General features: G+C 73.3%; 10 protein-coding genes. 4 read left to right on the forward strand and 6 right to left on the reverse strand.

Annotated elements, in window-relative coordinates; genetic code table 11:
- Nucleotides 1-139 precede the first annotated feature (139 nt).
- A complete protein-coding gene (locus tag ACLIYP_RS12460; protein WP_412713203.1) occupies nt 140-1153 on the forward strand; it encodes a LacI family DNA-binding transcriptional regulator in 1014 nt (337 codons plus the stop codon).
- 102 nt (nt 1154-1255) lie between these two features.
- Nucleotides 1256-3304 carry a glycoside hydrolase family 31 protein gene (locus ACLIYP_RS12465; RefSeq protein WP_412713204.1) on the forward strand — a complete coding sequence of 683 codons (2049 nt, stop codon included), beginning with the start codon at nt 1256-1258 and terminating at the stop codon, nt 3302-3304.
- An 87-nt stretch (nt 3305-3391) separates the two neighbouring features.
- Here ACLIYP_RS12465 and ACLIYP_RS12470 read toward each other — a convergent pair whose 3' ends face one another.
- From ACLIYP_RS12470 to ACLIYP_RS12485, 4 genes are all read right to left on the reverse strand, one after another.
- Nucleotides 3392-5425: a beta-galactosidase gene (locus tag ACLIYP_RS12470; RefSeq protein WP_412713205.1), complete on the reverse strand. Its 2034-nt coding sequence runs from the start codon at nt 5423-5425 to the stop codon at nt 3392-3394.
- A gap of 90 nt (nt 5426-5515) precedes the next feature.
- Complete coding sequence (locus ACLIYP_RS12475; RefSeq protein WP_412713206.1) at nt 5516-6445, reverse strand: carbohydrate ABC transporter permease; 930 nt, start codon at nt 6443-6445, stop codon at nt 5516-5518.
- A complete protein-coding gene (locus ACLIYP_RS12480) occupies nt 6442-7578 on the reverse strand; it encodes an ABC transporter permease (protein ID WP_412713207.1) in 1137 nt (378 codons plus the stop codon). The genes ACLIYP_RS12475 and ACLIYP_RS12480 overlap by 4 nt, the downstream gene beginning before the upstream one ends.
- Before the next feature lie 109 nt (nt 7579-7687).
- The gene (locus ACLIYP_RS12485; protein ID WP_412713208.1) at nt 7688-9355 is read right to left on the reverse strand and encodes an extracellular solute-binding protein; all 1668 of its coding nucleotides are present in this window, start codon (nt 9353-9355) and stop codon (nt 7688-7690) included.
- 368 nt (nt 9356-9723) lie between these two features.
- Between ACLIYP_RS12485 and ACLIYP_RS12490 the strand changes: the two genes are divergently transcribed.
- Nucleotides 9724-12645, forward strand: coding sequence for a glycoside hydrolase family 3 C-terminal domain-containing protein (locus ACLIYP_RS12490; RefSeq protein WP_412713209.1), 2922 nt, complete (start codon nt 9724-9726; stop codon nt 12643-12645).
- 98 nt (nt 12646-12743) lie between these two features.
- On the opposite strand, the gene ACLIYP_RS12495 is transcribed toward ACLIYP_RS12490, so the two are convergent.
- The gene (locus tag ACLIYP_RS12495) at nt 12744-14198 is read right to left on the reverse strand and encodes an aldehyde dehydrogenase family protein (RefSeq protein WP_412713210.1); all 1455 of its coding nucleotides are present in this window, start codon (nt 14196-14198) and stop codon (nt 12744-12746) included.
- Nucleotides 14199-14454: 256 nt separating this feature from the next.
- Between ACLIYP_RS12495 and ACLIYP_RS12500 the strand changes: the two genes are divergently transcribed.
- Complete coding sequence (locus tag ACLIYP_RS12500) at nt 14455-15786, forward strand: M14 family metallopeptidase (protein ID WP_412713211.1); 1332 nt, start codon at nt 14455-14457, stop codon at nt 15784-15786.
- Between the two features lie 79 nt (nt 15787-15865).
- On the opposite strand, the gene ACLIYP_RS12505 is transcribed toward ACLIYP_RS12500, so the two are convergent.
- On the reverse strand, nt 15866-16414 hold a 549-nt coding region (locus ACLIYP_RS12505), incomplete at its 5' end, for a PucR family transcriptional regulator (RefSeq protein ID WP_412713212.1).

Here is a 16414-nt window from a genome sequence, read left to right on the forward strand (position 1 = left end):
TGCGACCACTTGTTGAAGCGCTTCGACAACCCGTCGCAGAGTATCTGGACAGGCGGTCAGGTCGGGTTTAGGGTCGGTCCGCAGATTCCCTGTCGAAGCGCTTCACCTCAGCCGCTTCCCGCACCGCCCTGGAGAGCCCATGGTCACCCTCGCCGAGGTCGCCCGGCACGCCGGAGTCTCCGCCAGCACCGTGAGCTACGTCCTCAGCGGCAAGCGTTCCATCTCCGCCGCCACCCGCGAACGCGTCGAGCAGAGCATCCGCGAACTGGGATACCACCCCAACGCCGGTGCACGGGCGCTGGCCAGCAGCAGGTCCAACATCATCGCCCTGATGATGCCGCTGCGCACCGACATGTACGTGCCGGTGATGATGGAGATCGCCCTGGCCGTCGCCACCACCGCCCGCGCCCACGACCACGACGTGCTGCTGCTGACCGGCGAGGAGGGACCGGAGGCGGTACGGCGGGTGGTGGGCAGCGGACTGGCCGACGCGATGATCCTGATGGACGTCGAGCTGGACGACGCCCGCCTGCCGCTGCTGCGCGACACCGGGCGCCCCGCCGTGCTCATCGGCATCCCCGCCGACCCCTCCGGACTGACCTGCGTCGACCTGGACTTCACCGCCACCGGCGCACTGTGCGTGGAACACCTGGCCGAGCTGGGCCACCGCGACATCGCGGTGGTCGGCGAGGCGGCCGCCGTCTACGAGCGGCACACCGGCTTCGCCGAGCGCACCCGCGACGGGCTGCGCGCCCGCGCCGCCGAACTGGGGGTGCGGCTGCTGCACCGGCCGTGTGAGGGCAGCTACGCGGCGATGGCCGGGACGCTCTCCCGCATCCTCGACGAACGCCCCGGCACCACCGGTTTCGTCGTGCAGAACGAGGCCGCCATCGACCCGCTGCTGAGCCTGCTGCGCCAGCAGGGCCGGGCCGTGCCCGAGGACGTCTCGGTGGTCGCCATCTGCCCCGACCAGGTGGCCGTCCAGGCGTCCGTGCGCCTGACCTCGGTGGCCATACCCGCCCACGAGATGGGCCGCCGCGCGGTGGAGCTGGTGATGGCCAGGGTGCGCGGCGAGCGCGGGGACCGCCTGGAACTGCTGCCCCCGCGGCTGACGGTGCGGGCCAGCTCCGGCCCGGCCCCCGCCGCCCGCTGATCCCGCGCCCGCCGTTCCCCGCCACCTCTCCGGCGCCCTCCCACCGCTCCCCGCTCTTCCCGCCCGACCGGTCCGCACACCGACGAGCCCCTCAGGAGCCCCGTGTCCACACCCGCCTTCTCCCCTCCCCCCTCCTCCCTGGCACAGTCGTCCCCCACCCGCGGCACCTTCCGCACGCGCGACGGCGCGCTGGAGTGGCGCGGGCGGCAGGAGACCGTACGCGTCGAGCCCTGGGGTCCGGACGCCGTACGGGTCCGCGCCCGGCTGGGCGGCCCGGTCCTGGACGGACTGCCGGGCGCGCTCCTGGCCGATCCGCCGCCCGCCGGGTCCGGGCCGGACATCCGGATCGAGGACGACCACGCCCGGGTGACCTGCGGGGCGATCACCGCCGTGGTGAGCGCCGACGGCATGCTCCGCTTCGTGCGCACCGGCGACGGCGCCGAGCTGCTGTCCGAGGACCGCGCCCACTTCTGGTGGCCCGGCTCCCGGCTGCACACCGCCACCGGCAACGGCTACCACCGCCTGGAGCAGCGCTTCGCCGCCTACGAGGGCGAGCGGCTGTACGGGCTGGGCCAGCACCAGCACGGGCTGCTGGACCAGAAGGGCGCGGTGGTCGACCTCGTCCAGCGCAACGCCGAGGTCTCCATCCCCGTGCTGACCTCCTCGCGCGGCTACACCCTGCTGTGGAACAACCCGGCCGTCGGACGGGTGGAGCTGGCGCACAACGGCACCCGCTGGGTCGCCGACTCCGCCCGCCAGATCGACTACTGGATCACCGCCGGCGAACCGGCCGACGCCCAGCGCCGCTACTCGGCCGCCACCGGCCGCACCCCGATGCTGCCGGAGTGGGCGGCCGGTTTCTGGCAGTGCAAGCTGCGCTACCGCACCCAGGACGAACTGCTGTCGGTGGCGCGGGAGTACAAGCGGCGCGGGCTGCCGCTGTCGGCGATCGTCTGCGACTTCTTCCACTGGACGCACCTGGGCGAGTGGCGGTTCGACCCGGCCGAGTGGCCCGACCCGGCGGCCATGGTCAAGGAGCTGGACGAGCTGGGCGTGAAGCTGGTGGTCTCGGTGTGGCCGTCGGTCTCGCCGCTGAGCGAGAACCACCGGCCGATGGAGCAGCAGGGCCTGTTCATCGGCACCGAGTACGGGCCGATGGCGCACGCCGACTGGCCGGACAAGGGGGTGGCCGAGCCCGTCCAGGTCGCCTTCTACGACGCCACCAACCCCGACGCCCGCGACTTCGTGTGGTCCCGCATCAGGGAGAACTACCTGTCGTACGGCATCACGGCGTTCTGGCTGGACGCCGGGGAGCCGGAGCTCAAGCCGGGCTTCGCGGCCAATCTGCGCTACCACGCGGGCCCCGGGCCGGAGGTGTCCAACCTCTACCCGCGCGAGAACGCCCGTACCGTCCACGACGGCCTGGCCGCCGAGGGCGAGAGCGGGATCATCTCGCTGAACCGGTCGGCCTGGGCGGGCTCCCAGCGCTACGGCGCCGCACTGTGGTCCGGGGACATCGGCACCGACTTCGCCACCCTGCGCCGCCAGATCGCGGCCGGCCTCAACACCGCGCTGTCGGGCATCCCGTGGTGGAACACCGACATCGGCGGCTTCCACGGCGGCGATCCGGACGACCCGGCCTACCGCGAGGTGATGGTGCGCTGGTTCCAGTTCGGCGCGCTCTCCCCGCTGATGCGGTTGCACGGCTTCCGCGACCCGGGGATGCCGCTGGGCCCGGACATGACCGGCGGGCCCAACGAGGTGTGGTCCTACGGCGAGGAGGCCGGGGAGGTCCTGGAGGCTTATCTGCGGCTGCGCGAGCGGCTGCGGCCGTACGTGCTGGAGCAGATGCGCGCCGCCCATGCCGAGGGACTGCCGCCGATGCGGCCGCTGTTCCTGGAGTTCCCCGACGATCCGGCCGCCTGGGAGGTGGACGACGCCTATCTGTTCGGGCCGGATCTGCTGGTGGCGCCCGTGCTGGAGGCCGGCGCCCGGGAGCGCACCGTGCACCTGCCGGCCGGGGCGGAGTGGACGGACGCCTGGACGGGCGAGAGGTACCCCGGTGGCGGGCCGGTCACCGTGCCCGCGCCGCTGGAGCGGATCCCGCTGTTCCTGCGGGACGGCGCGCGGCTTCCGGTGCGGGAGGACTGAGGCGGCGGGCGGGAACGGGACGGCGCCGGCGGATGCGTTCCGCCGGCGCCGTCCCGTTCCCGCCGTGTGCGGGTCGCGCCCGCCGCCCTATGCGGGCGGGTCCTCGCGCAGGACGGCGGCGCCGTGGCGGCCGAGCGTGATTCCGTGCTCGTGCCGCCGCCCGGTGAGCTCGTCGGTCGCCGGGACGGGCAGGGGGACGGTGGCCGGCTCGCGCCGGTGGTTGAGGAGGAACAGCCAGGCGCCCCGGCGTACGGCCTCCACACCCGCGGGCAGTCCGGGAAGCGGGGGCCGCACCCCCGCCCCGGCGGCCGCGCGGGACAGCAGGGTGCGCAGCGCGGCGGGGTCGGGGAGGGTGGACAGGTACCAGGCGGTTCCCTCGCCGAAGGTGTGGCGGGTGATCGCGGGGCGGCCGTCGAGTTCGCCGCCCCGGTAGACGGCCACGGTCCGGGCGCCGTCCGTCTCGAAGTCCTCGCGCCACAGGGTGCCGGTGGCGCCCTGGCCGAAGACGTCCCCGGTGGGGGTGAGCGGCTGGGTCCCGCCCTCCTCCAGCGGCCACCACTCGTGCACGGTGCCGATGCCCAGCACCTCCCGCAGCCGGGCGTCCACGCCGCCCTCGCGCACCCGGTCGTCGGTGTCGGCGACGCCGGTGAAGAAGCCGCACACCAGGGTGCCGCCGCCGCGCACATGGGCGGCGAGGTTGTCCAGGGCCGCGTCGGTGAGCAGGTACAGGTGGGGGACGGCGACCAGGGCGTAGCCGTCCAGATCGCTCTCGGGGTGGGCGAGGTCGCAGGTCAGGTGGGACTCCCACAGGGCGCGGTGCCAGGCGCGCAGCGGCCGCTCGTAGGTGAGCAGGTCCGAGGGGCGGCCGGCCGACAGGGTGGCCCACCAGGCGTTCCAGTCGTGCAGTACGGCAGCCCGCGCGGTCACGGGCTCGCCGGTGATCCGGCCCAGGCGCCCCAGGTCCGCGCCCAGTTCGCGCACCTGGCGGAAGGTGCGGCCGCGCGGTCCGGCGTGGGAGAGCATCCCGGAGTGGAACTTCTCGCTGCCCTGCCTGGACTGGCGCCACTGGAAGAAGCAGATCCCGTCCGCGCCGCGTGCCACGGCCTGCAGCGACCACAGCCGTGTCAGGCCTTCCGGCCTGGGGTGGTTGACGCCGCGCCAGTTGACCGGGCCCGCGGCCTGCTCCATCAGCAGCCAGGGCCCGCGCGCCTGGGAGCGGGTGAGGTCCTGCACCAGCGCTCCCCATGCCGCGCCGTCGTCTCCCTGCGGATCGGCGGGGTCGGGGTAGACGTCGACGGAGACGACGTCCTCGCGCTCCGCCCACGTCCAGCCGTCCTGGCCGACGAACAGGGGCATGAAGTTGGTGGTGACGGGGATGTGCGGGGTGCGCTCGACCAGGGCGTCGCGTTCGGCGGTGAAGCACTCCAGCAGGGCGTCGCTTGTGAAGCGGCGGAAGTCCAGCTCCTGGGTGGGGTTGACCATGTACTGGGCGCGGCGCGGCGGGATGATCTCCTCCCAGTCGCCGTAGCGCTGGCTCCAGAAGGCCGTGCCCCAGGCCTCGTTGAGCGCCTCCAGGCTTTTGTAGCGGTCGCGCAGCCAGCGGCGGAAGTGGGCGGCGGTGGCATCGCACCAGCAGGCGGTGCCGTACTCGTTGTTCACGTGCCACAGCCGCAGGGCGGGGTGGTCGCCGTAGCGGTCGGCGAGGTCGGCGGTGATGCTCAGGGCGTGGTCGCGGTAGACGGGTGAGGAGGCGCAGAAGTGGTTGCGCGAGCCGTACCAGATCACCGCGCCCGTCTCGTCGCGCGGCAGGGTCTCGGGGTGGCGGGCGCCCATCCAGGGGGGCGGCGAGGCGGTGGGGGTGGCCAGGCAGACGCCGATCCCGCCCGCGTGGAGCAGGTCCAGGACGCGGTCGAGCCAGCCGAAGTCGCGCTCGCCCGGGCGGGGTTCGAGGCGGGCCCAGGAGAAGACGCCGACGGTGGCGAGGTTGACGCCCGCCTCCCGCATCAGCGCCATGTCCTCGGGCCAGACGGACTCGGGCCACTGCTCGGGGTTGTAGTCGCCGCCGTAGAGGATCCGGCCGCGGGTGACGTCGGCGAGGGTGGGCCTGGGCGAAGGTGTCACAGGGGGCCTTCCGTAGCGGGCGCCGCGGCCGCCCGTGCGCGGTGGTGGTGGGGGTCGGATCGGTCCGGAGGTGGGTGCGGCGGTCCGCGGTCAGCCCTTGACGGCGCCGATGAGCATGCCCTTCTTGAAGTGCTTCTGGACGAAGGGCGAGAGCACGGCGACCGGTACCAGGGCCAGCACCATGACGGCCATCTGCACCGAGAGGGTGTGGATCTGGCCGGTGTTGATGATCTGGGACATGCCCGTGGGGCGCTCGCCCTTGAGGACGATCTGGTTGAGCACCACCTGGAGCGGCATCTTGGTCTGGTCGTTGAGGTAGATGGAGGCGTTGAACCAGGCGCTCCAGTAGCCGACCGCGTAGAACAGCGAGATGACCGCCAGCACCGGTTTCGACAGCGGCATCACGATCCGCCACAGGATGCGGAACTCCCCGGCGCCGTCGATGCGGGCGCTGTCGATCAGCTCCGGCGCGGTGTTCATGAAGAACGCCCGCAGCACCAGGATGTTGAACACGCTCACCGCGCTGGGCAGGATCAGTGAGGCGTAGGTGTCGATCAGGCCGAGGGACTGCACCAGCAGGTAGGTGGGGATCAGCCCGGCACCGAAGAACATCGTGGCCAGCAGCGTCATCAGCATCGGCCGGTGGCCGAAGGAGCCCGGACGGGACAGGCCGTAGGCGCACAGCACCGAGACGGCCATGCTGAACAGCGTGCCGGTGACGGTGACGCAGACGCTGATGACGGTGGCCCGGGTGACCTGGCCGCCGGAGAGCAGTTCGCGGTAGGCCTCGAAGGTGATGCCGTCGGGCACCACCACCAGGCCGCCGGCCTGGCGGATGGTCTCGGCCGACGACAGGCTGGTGACGACCACGATCCACAGCGGGAAGAGGATCGCCAGGCAGGCCACGGCCAGTACCGCGCCCTTGGCGGCGGTGCCGACACCGCTGGGCGGCTCCTCCCAGGCGGGGCGCATCCGGGCGCCGGCGCCCTCCGTCTCGCGGTCCTCGGTCAGCACGCTCATTTCTTGTACACCCCCTGCTCGCCCAGCAGGTGGGCGGTCTTGTTGGCGGCCAGCACCAGGCAGAGTCCGAAGACGCCCTTGACGATGCCGACGGCCGCCGCGTAGCCGAAGTCGCCGTTCTCCAGGCCGACGTTCCACACGTAGGTGTCCAGCACCTCGGCCGCGCCGGTGCCCACCGCCGTGCGCTGCAGGAGTATCTGCTCGAATCCGACGGTGAGGGCGTCGCCGACGCGCAGCACCAGCAGCAGGGCGATCACCGGGCGCAGCGCGGGCAGGGTGACGTGCCACATCCGCCGCCACCGGCCCGCGCCGTCCGCGGCGGCGGCCTCGTACAGCTCGTGGTTGACGGCGGCCAGCGCGGCGAGGAAGACGATGATGCCCCAGCCGGCGTCCTTCCAGACGGCCTGGAAGGTGACCAGGAACTTGAAGAAGCCGGGGTCGGTCATCAGGTCGAAGCCGCCGCCCCAGCCCCTCTCGCGCATGGTCTGGGCGATGATCCCGGCGCCGCCGAGGATCTGCTGGAAGACGGTGATGACCAGCACCCAGGAGAAGAAGTGCGGCAGGTAGAGCACGCCCTGTGCCCAGGCTCGCACCCGGGGGCTGATGACGCTGTTGATCAGCAGGGCCAGCAGGATGGGCACGGGGAAGAAGAACACCAGCTGGATGAGGAAGATCAGCAGGGTGTTCTCGACCGCCGACCAGAAGTAGGGGTCCTCCCACATCCGCTGGAAGTTCTCGCCGCCGGTCCAGGGGCTGAGGGCGAAGGACTCGGTGAAGGAGTCGCCGAGGTATGGGTCGAACTCCTTGAAGGCGACGGCGTTGCCCAGCAGCGGTACGTAGGCGAAGACCAGGACCAGCAGCAGGGCGGGCAGCGTCATCAGGACCAGGGCGCGGTCGCGGCGCAGCCGGTGCCGCCGGGTGATGCCGCCGGGGGGCGGGGATGCCTTGGGCTTCCCGCGGCCCCCGCCCGCGCCGCCTGTGCCGCCTGTGCCGCTCCCGCGTCCGTGCGGCGGGTTCCCGTCCGCGGTGGGCGAGTCGGCCGGGGCGACCGGTGCCAGGTGGGGTGCCGGGGCCATCCCGGTGGGACCGGTGCCGCCGGCCGGTGCCTCGCCGGGGGCCGTGCTGTGGGACACGGGACTCTCCTCGTCAGCGTCGTTCCGGCCCCGGTCCGGCGGTGCGGTGTTGCGGTGCGCCGCGGTGGGCGCCGCACCACCGGGCCGGGGGCCTGTGTGCGCGGGTGCGTCAGGCGGCGGACTCGCCGGCGTCCTCGATCAGCTTCCGGTACCAGTCGCGCAGGTCGTCGCCGCCGGCCCGGCGCCAGTCCTCGACGGCCTTCTGCACGTCGGAGACCTTCCTTCGGCCGCGCACCACGTCGTTCTCCAGGTCCTCGAACTGGTCGCCCAGGTTGGCCCAGCGGTTGGGTTCGCGGACCTGCATCCCGTACAGCAGCGGCTTCTTCATGAAGGCGCCCATCCGCTGCTGCCAGCCGCACCAGTCCCGCACCACCTGCGGGTGGTCGGGGAAGGCGGCGACGGCCTCGGCGCTGGCGGTGAAGAAGTAGGTGTCCTGGACCTCGGTGACGCCCTGCCCGGTCTTGGTGGGCACACCGTCCTTCAGCGTGTGGTGTGTGCCCTCCACGCCGTACCTGACCAGGCGGTTCTCCCTCGTCCCGTAGGGGGCGGCGGCGAAGTTGGCGATCGCCAGGCACTCCTGGACCGTCTCCTCGGACGCCTTGCGGTTGATGAAGGCCCAGATGCCGGCCGGGTTGGCGAAGTACAGCTGCGGGTCACCGCCGTCGTGGCCGAAGATGTCCATGCCCTGGACGCGGAAGTCGGGGTTCTGCCCGCTCTGCTCGAAGGTCCAGCCGTACCACTTGGCGTTGCCGTCGTTCGTGATCATCGACTGGCCGGCGGTGAAGCGGGTGCCGGCGTCGCCCTGGCCGGTCCTGGCGTCGGGGTGGACGACGCCCGCGGCGTAGAGCTTGCGGGTCCACTCCAGCGCCTCGAGGTAGTTGTCCGTCTCGATGCGGTGGACGAGCTTCCCGCCCCGCCACTGCCAGCAGTACGGCTTGTCCGGCAGCACGCCGAAGATGTTGAACGCCGTCCACTTCATGTCCTCGCAGGCCCACACCTTGGACTTCGGCGCGGTGATCTCCTTGGCGAGGTCCGTGAACTCCCGCGGGCCGGTGGGCACCTCCCAGCCCTTGTCCTCGAAGACGTCCTGGCGGTAGTAGGGGATGATGATGTCGACCGCGCCGGCGGGGATGGGCAGGCCCTTCAGCTTCCCGCCGAAGATGGACATCTGCCAGGCGGCGGTGGGGATCGCGGCGAGGTTGGGGTACTTCTTCACCTCGTCGCCCGACAGGTACGGGCCGAGGTCGGCGAAGCGGCTGTCGATGGCGCTGGGGATCTTGCCCTGCATCTCCCAGCTGGGGATCACCACCATGTCGGGGATGCCGCTGGAGGCGAGGACGGCGCCGAGCTTCTCGCCGTAGGTGTTGCCGTCCTGGGTCTGCCAGTCGACCTTCACGCCGATGGCCTCGTCGACGGCCCGGTAGTAGGCGCAGTCCTTCTTCGGCGGGGTGCCCCACAGCGGGCTCATGATGGCGATCTCGCCGCCCCCGCCCATCTTCTCGGGGACGGAGGCGGGCAGCGCGTCGTACGGCTCGGCCTTGCCGGTGAAGCCGGGGCGCGAGCCGTTCTCGCCGGGGATGTCGGGCTCGACGACCTCGGAGGCGACGTACGCCGGGAGGATCTTCGCCGCGTCCTTCTTCGTCGTCGTGCCCTCGTTGCGGTTGCCGCCGCCCTCGGAGGAGCACGCCGACAGCAGCGGTACGCCGCCCACCGCCGCGGCGGCGACGGCCGTCGAGGCGAGGAAGGTTCTCCGGCTGGGGCTGGTGGTCTGGGACATGGCGGCAACCCTTCGTGGCGGCGCATCGGCGGGACGGACGGGGCGAACGGCCGGCGTGCGGCCCCGCCGGTCGGGCAGGTCGGTCGAAGCGCTTCGATGTTGCGCCGAGATTAAGTGCGAGGGTCATACCGCGCAAGGGCCGGGGCGAAGAAACATCGAAGCGCCGGAAGCGGCGTGGATACAGGTAGTTCACGGGTCCGGACGGTTGTCCGCCGTTCAGCTCCTTGACACCCGCCCCGGTGCCCCGCCAGCATCGAAGCGCTTCGAATCGCGCACTGCCACATCACCGCAGGCATCACCGCACGCACCGCCGAGCGCATCCAACGCGCGGTGGCCGCCGCCCATCTCCCGGAGGGGACCTTCCGCACGTGAGCACCGACCAGCCGCCCTTCCGCGACCCGGCGCTGCCGGCCCGTGAGCGCGCCGCCGACCTGCTGGCGCGGCTCACGCCCGACGAGCGCGTCGCGATGCTGCACCAGTTCGCCCCCGCCGTGGAGCGCCTGGGCGTCGCCGCCTTCCGCACCGGCCAGGAGGCGCTGCACGGCGTGGCCTGGATGGGTCCGGCCACCGTCTTCCCCCAGGCCGTCGGGCTCGGGGCGACCTGGAACGACGAGCTGGTGCGGCGGGTGGGCGAGGCCGTCGGGCGGGAGGTGCGCGCGATGCGGGAGCGCGACCCGCGCGTCGGGCTGAACGTCTGGTCGCCCACGGTCAACCTGCTGCGCCATCCGCTGTGGGGGCGCAACGAGGAGGGCTACTCCGAGGACCCGCATCTGACCGCCGCGATCGCCACCGCCTACACCCGCGGCCTGCGCGGCGACCATCCCGCGCGCTGGCGCACCGCCCCGGCGCTCAAGCACTGGCTGGCGCACAACAACGAGACCGACCGCGACACCTCCTCGGCCTCGGTGCGCCCGCGCGTGCTGCACGAGTACGAGCTGCCGGCCTTCCGCGGCCCCGTCGAGGCGGGCGCGGTGGCCGGGGTGATGCCCGCGTACAACCTGGTCAACGGCCGCCCCAACCACCTCTCGCCACTGCTGGCGGAGCAGTTGCGCACCTGGTGCGACCACGACCTGGTGGTGTGCTCGGACGCCGGCGCGCCCAGCAACCTGGCCGGCTCCCAGGGCTACTTCGGCACCCACGAGGAGGCCACCGCCGCCGCCCTGCGCGCCGGGGTGGACAGCTTCACCGACCACGGCGAGGACTCCTCGCGGATCACCGCCCGGGTGCGCGGCGCGCTGGAGCGCGGGCTGATCGGGCGGGAGCACGTGGACGCGGCGGTGCTGCGGCTGCTGGCGATGCGGTGCGCGCTGGGCGAGTTCGACCCCGAACCGTTCGACGGTCAGGCCGCGTTCGACACCCCCGGGCACCGGGAGCTGGCGCGCGAGGCCGCCGAGCAGGCGATCGTCCTGCTGCGCAACGACGGTCTGCTGCCGCTGGCGGACGGGGTGCGGGTCGCGGTCGTCGGGCTGCTGGCCGACGAGTGCAAGCTCGACTGGTACAGCGGCGCGCTGCTGCGCCGCTCCACCCCGCTGGACGGATTGCGGGAGCGGTTCGGCGCGGACCGGGTGGTGTACGCCGAGGGCGCCGACCGGGTGCGGCTGCGCTGCTCCGGCGGCCGGCTGGCCGTGCCCGGGGTCGGCCCCGGTGGGCGGGAGTCCGGCGACCCGGCGGCCGGTGGCGCGCTGGACCCGGCGCTGCTGCGCGGCCGCACCGATCTGCCGCCGCTGACGGTGAGCGCCGAGGCCGGTGAGGAGTTCGCGCTGGTGGACTGGGGCGGCGGGGTGCTGACGCTGCGCGCGGGCTGCGGCCGCTACCTGTCGGTCGCCGACGACGGCTTCGTACGCGCCTCGGCCAAGCAGCCGGGCGGCTGGGTGGTCCAGGAGACCTTCGAGCTGGAGCCCCACGACGGCGGACACCTCCTCAGGCACCGGGGGACGGGCCGGTACGTGGAAGTCGCCGCAGACGGCGTCCGGGTTGCCGCCGGCGGCGGGCCGGGCACGGTGTTCGCCGTGGAGACCGTCCGGCGCGGCGAGGACGAGGTGCGCGCCGCCGCTCTGGAGGCCGACGTGGTGGTCGTCGTCGCGGGCAACGACCCGCACATCGGCGGGCGCGAGACCGAGGACCGCGCCACCCTCGCCCTGCCGCCGCAGCAGGACCGGCTGTGGCGGGCGGCCCGCGCCGCCAACCCGCGTACCGCGCTGGTGCTCACCTCCGCCTATCCGTACGCGGTGGGCGACGCCGACGAGGAGCTGCCCGCCCTGCTGTGGACCGCCCACGGCGGGCAGGCGGCCGGGGAGGCGCTGGCCGCCGTGCTGGCCGGCGACGTGTCACCGGGCGGGCGGCTGCCGCAGACCTGGTACGCCGACGACGCCGATCTGCCCGGTCTGCTGGACTACGACGTCATCGGCGCGCGCACCACCTATCTGTACTTCGACGGCACACCGCTCTATCCGTTCGGCCACGGCCTGTCGTACACCTCCTTCGGCTACGGCGAGCCGGAGGTCTCCTGCGACGGCGGGACGCTGACCGTCCGCTGCGCGGTGACCAACACCGGCGCGGTGGCGGGCGACGAGGTCGTACAGCTCTACGTGCGCGCCGCCGGTGCCGGCGGCATCGGCGGGCGCCGGCCGCCCCGCCCGCACCGCGCGCTGGCGGCCCACCGCCGCGTCCGGCTGGACCCGGGCGCGTCGCGGGAGGTGGAGTTCACCGTCCCGGTCTCCCGGGCCCTCGGCTTCTGGGACGTGGCCCACGGGCGGTGGCGGGTGGCCCCGGGCTCCTACGCCGCCGACATCGGCGCCTCCAGCGCCGACATCCGCCGCAGCGCGGCCTTCCGCGTCGACGGAGAGCCCGGCGCCCCGCGTCCGGTGGGCGACATCCGGGCCGCCGACTACGACGAGCAGAGCGGCACCGAGCTGGTGGACCTGAGCCGGGAGCGCGGTGACGCGGTCGCCCCGGCCGGCTCCGGGGCGGCCGAACTGGTCTTCCACGACTGCGACTTCGGAACCGGTGCCGGTTCCGTGACGGTGGTGGCCGCCCGCGCCGAGCCGGGCGAGGCGGAGATCGTGCTGATCGCGGACGGCGGCCGCGAGGGTGGCGGGGGTGACGGCGAAGGCCGCGTCCTGGCCCGTCTCGCCGTCCCCCGCACCGGCGACCGCTACGCCTACACCACCGTGCGGGCCGCCCTGGACGATCCGCCCTCGGGCGTGCGCGATCTGCGCGTCGCCCTGCGCGGCTCCCTCAGACTGGCCCGTCTGGGCTTCGGCGGTCCCTCTTCCGCCGAAGCCACCTGACGACAGGCGGGTCCGCGCCGCGGCCCGGTCCTCCTTCCGGGGCCGGGCCGCGGCGGCCGCCCGGGCGGCCGGGCAGCCGGGCAGCCGGAGCGGAGGGGCTACAGGTCCAGGCCGGTGAGGACCATCACCCGCTCGTAGGTGTAGTCCTCCATGGCGAACAGCACGCCCTCGCGTCCGACGCCGGACTCCTTGGTGCCGCCGTAGGGCATCTGGTCGGCGCGGTAGGAGGGCACGTCGCCGATGACCACGCCGCCGACCTCCAGGGCGCGGTGGGCGCGGAAGGCCGCCTGCAGGTCGTGGGTGAAGACCCCCGCCTGCAGGCCGTACTTCGAGTCGTTGACCGCGGCGAAGGCGGCCTCCTCGCCGTCGACCGAGGTCAGCGTCAGCACGGGTCCGAAGACCTCCTCGCAGGAGACCGTGGCGTCGGCGGGCACGTCCGCGAGGACGGTGGGGGCGTACGAGGCGCCGTCGCGCTTGCCGCCGGCCAGCAGCCTCGCGCCGGCCGCGACCGCCTCGTCGACCCAGGACTCCACCCGCTTCGCGGCGTCCTCGCTGATCAGCGGGCCGACGTCGGTGGCGTCGTCGGCGGGGTCGCCGGTGACCTGCGCCTCGACGGCCTCGACCACCCTGGGCACCAGCCGGTCGTAGAGCGAGGCGTCGGCGATGACGCGCTGGACGGAGATGCAGGACTGGCCGCCCTGGTAGTTGGAGAAGGTCGCGATGCGCTGCGCGGCGTGGTCCAGGTCGGCGTCGGAGGAGTAGTCGGCCAGTACGACGGCCGCGCCGTTCCCGCCCAGCTCCAGCGTGACGCGCTTGCGGGGCACCGCGTCCAGGATGGACCAGCCCACCGGGCCGGACCCGGTGAAGGAGATGACCGGCAGGCGCTCGTCGGCCACCAGGGACGGCATGCGGTCGTTGGGCACGGGGAGCACCGACCAGGAACCGGCCGGCAGGTCCGTCTCGGCCAGCAGTTCGCCGATGAGCAGTCCGGACAGCGGGGTGGCCGGAGCGGGCTTGAGGATGATCGGCGCGCCGACCGCGATGGCCGGGGCGACCTTGTGGGCGCACAGGTTGAGGGGGAAGTTGAACGGCGCGATGCCCAGCACCGGTCCGCGCGGGAAGCGGCGGGTCAGGGCGAGGCGGCCGGTCCCGCCCGCGTCCGTGTCCAGCCGCTGCGCGGTGCCGCCGTTGAAGCGGCGGGCCTCCTCGGCGGCCCAGCGGAAGACCGAAACGCAGCGGCCGACCTCGCCGCGGGCCCACTTGACGGGCTTGCCGTTCTCGGCGGAGATCAGCTGCGCGATCTCCTCGGCGCGCTCGGCCAGCCGCCGGTGGACGTGGTCCAGGGCGGCGGCGCGCACGTGCGCGGGGGTGGCCGCGAACTGCGCGGCCGCCTCGGCCGCGGCGGCCACGGCCTGCTCGACCTGTGCCTCGGTGGGGACGCTGACGGTGCCGACGGTCCGGCCGTCCCAGGGCGAGGTGACCTCGAAGGTCTCGTCGCCGGTCGCCTCGCGGCCGGCGAGCCAGAACGCGTGTGGGGAAGTCGCTGTGGTCACTGCGTATCCCGGCCCTTCCGAAGTGGTGGAGCGGTGGAGGTGGTGGTCGGGGCCGGGCTGCTGCGCGGCCGGCTCCTGGCACCACCGTAGGGGCCCGGGCCGTACGGGACTCTTGTCCGGCGCGTATCACTCGGGTTGTTCCGCGCACCGCTTTGGCAGGTACGGCCCGCTTGCCCGCCCGCCACTTTGCCGCGACCATGACACGGCACGGAACGCACCACCCCCACCCGTCGAACTGGACACCCCAGGAGACGCGATGCGTAGACGTCCTCACGGGCGGCGGACCCTCACCGCCGCCCTCCTCCTCACCCTCGCACTGGCCGTTCCGCTCGGGACGCAGGCCACCGCCGCTCCCGGAGACGACGGCCGGCGGGCCACCCCCGCCGGCGAGCGGCAGTACGAGATCGCCGGGATCACCGGCGTCCAGCAGCGCACGGCCATCGCCCGTACGGGTGCGGCCGTCGACGCGGTGCGCGAGCACTCGGTGGTGGTCACCGCCGACGCCGCGCAGGCCGAGAAGCTGCGGAAGGCCGGCCACCGCCTCACCGCGCTGCCCGCTCCCCCGCAGCGGGGAGCCGGGAGCGACGGGGCGAGCACCCTCGACTACCCGCCGAGCGACTCCGGCTACCACAACTACGCCGAGACCATGGCGGCCATCGACGGGTACGTGCGGAAGTACCCGTCCATCATGGCCAAGAAGGTCATCGGCAAGACCTACCAGGGCCGCGACATCGTCGCCGTCAAGATCAGCGACAACGTCTCCGCCGACGAGAGCGAGCCGGAGGTGCTGCTCACCCACCACCTGCACGCCCGCGAGCACCTGACCGTCGAGATGGCGCTCTACGTGATCCGGGAGTTCGGGCAGCGGTACGGCAGCGACTCCCGCATCACCCGGATGGTGAACGCGCGCGAGCTGTGGGTCGTCGCGGACGTGAACCCCGACGGCGGCGAGTACGACATCGCCTCGGGCACCTACCGCAGCTGGCGCAAGAACCGCCAGCCCAACTCCGGCTCCTCCTACGTCGGGACCGACCTCAACCGCAACTGGTACTACAAGTGGGGCTGCTGCGGCGGATCCTCCTCCAGCCCCTCCAGCTCCACCTACCGCGGTCCGTCCGCCGGTTCCGCACCGGAGGTGAAGGTCGTCGCCGACTTCGTCCGCAGCCGCGTGGTGGGCGGGCAGCAGCAGATCAAGGCGCACATCGACTTCCACACCTACAGCGAGCTGGTGCTGTGGCCGTACGGCTACACCTACAGCGACACCGCCCCGGGGCTCACCCAGGACGACCGGAACGCCTTCGCCACCGTCGGCAGGGCGATGGCCGCGTCCAACGGCTACACCCCCCAGCAGTCCAGCGACCTGTACATCACCGACGGCACGATCAACGACTGGCTGTGGGCCGAGCACCGCATCTTCAGCTACACCTTCGAGATGTACCCCGGCCCGAACGGGCGTGAGGGCTTCTACCCGCCCGACGAGGTGATCGAGCGGGAGACCAGCCGCAACGAGGAAGCCGTCCTGCTGCTGCTGGAGAACGCCGACTGCATGTACCGCTCGATCGGCAAGGAGCAGCAGTACTGCTCCTGAGGTCCTGACACCCTGAGGTCCCGACGCCCCGGGGTCCCGACGCGGCACCGGCCCCTCCGGAGCCCGGCCCCTCCGGGAGTCAGTCCTTCCGGGACCGCCCCTGGTCCCTCCGGACCGGGGGCACGGTCGCCGTCGCCTTGAGCGCCAGCCACAGCTCCATCCGCACGTCCGGATCGTCCAGCGACCGGCCGAGGATCTCCTCGACCCGCCGCATCCGGTAGCGGAGGGTGTGCCGGTGGACGCCGAGGTCGGCGGCGGCCGCGTCCCACTGCCCGTGCCGGGAGAGCCAGGCGTGCAGCGAGGCGACCAGATCGCCGCGGCCGTGCGCGTCGTGCTCGTACAGCGCGCGCAGCATCCCGTCCGCGAAGGCGCGCACCGCCTCGTCGGCCAGCAGCGGGAGCACCGAGCCGGAGGCCACGTCCTCGTGCTCGACCAGCGCACGGCCGCGGCGGCGGGCGACGGACAGCGCCTGTTCGGCCTGCTTGAAGGCCACGGCCACGGAGGCCAGCCCGGCGGGCGCCGAAACGCCGACGACCACCGTGTGCTCCGCGCCGGCGCCCGCCGGGCCGCTCCCGCCCGCCGCATCGGCCCGGCTCGCGAAGTCCGCACAGGCCGCCGCGGCGGCGCC

Source organism: Streptomyces nanhaiensis (assembly GCF_046614825.1).
Taxonomy (GTDB): domain Bacteria; phylum Actinomycetota; class Actinomycetes; order Streptomycetales; family Streptomycetaceae; genus Streptomyces; species Streptomyces radiopugnans.

Coding starts and splice junctions, on each gene's coding strand:
- ACLIYP_RS12460 (WP_412713203.1), top strand. CDS start 140: ATGGTCACCCTCGCCGAGGTCGCCCGGCACGCCGGAGTCTCCGCCAGC.
- ACLIYP_RS12475 (WP_412713206.1), bottom strand. CDS start 6,445: ATGAGCGTGCTGACCGAGGACCGCGAGACGGAGGGCGCCGGCGCCCGG.
- ACLIYP_RS12485 (WP_412713208.1), bottom strand. CDS start 9,355: ATGTCCCAGACCACCAGCCCCAGCCGGAGAACCTTCCTCGCCTCGACG.
- ACLIYP_RS12500 (WP_412713211.1), top strand. CDS start 14,455: ATGCGTAGACGTCCTCACGGGCGGCGGACCCTCACCGCCGCCCTCCTC.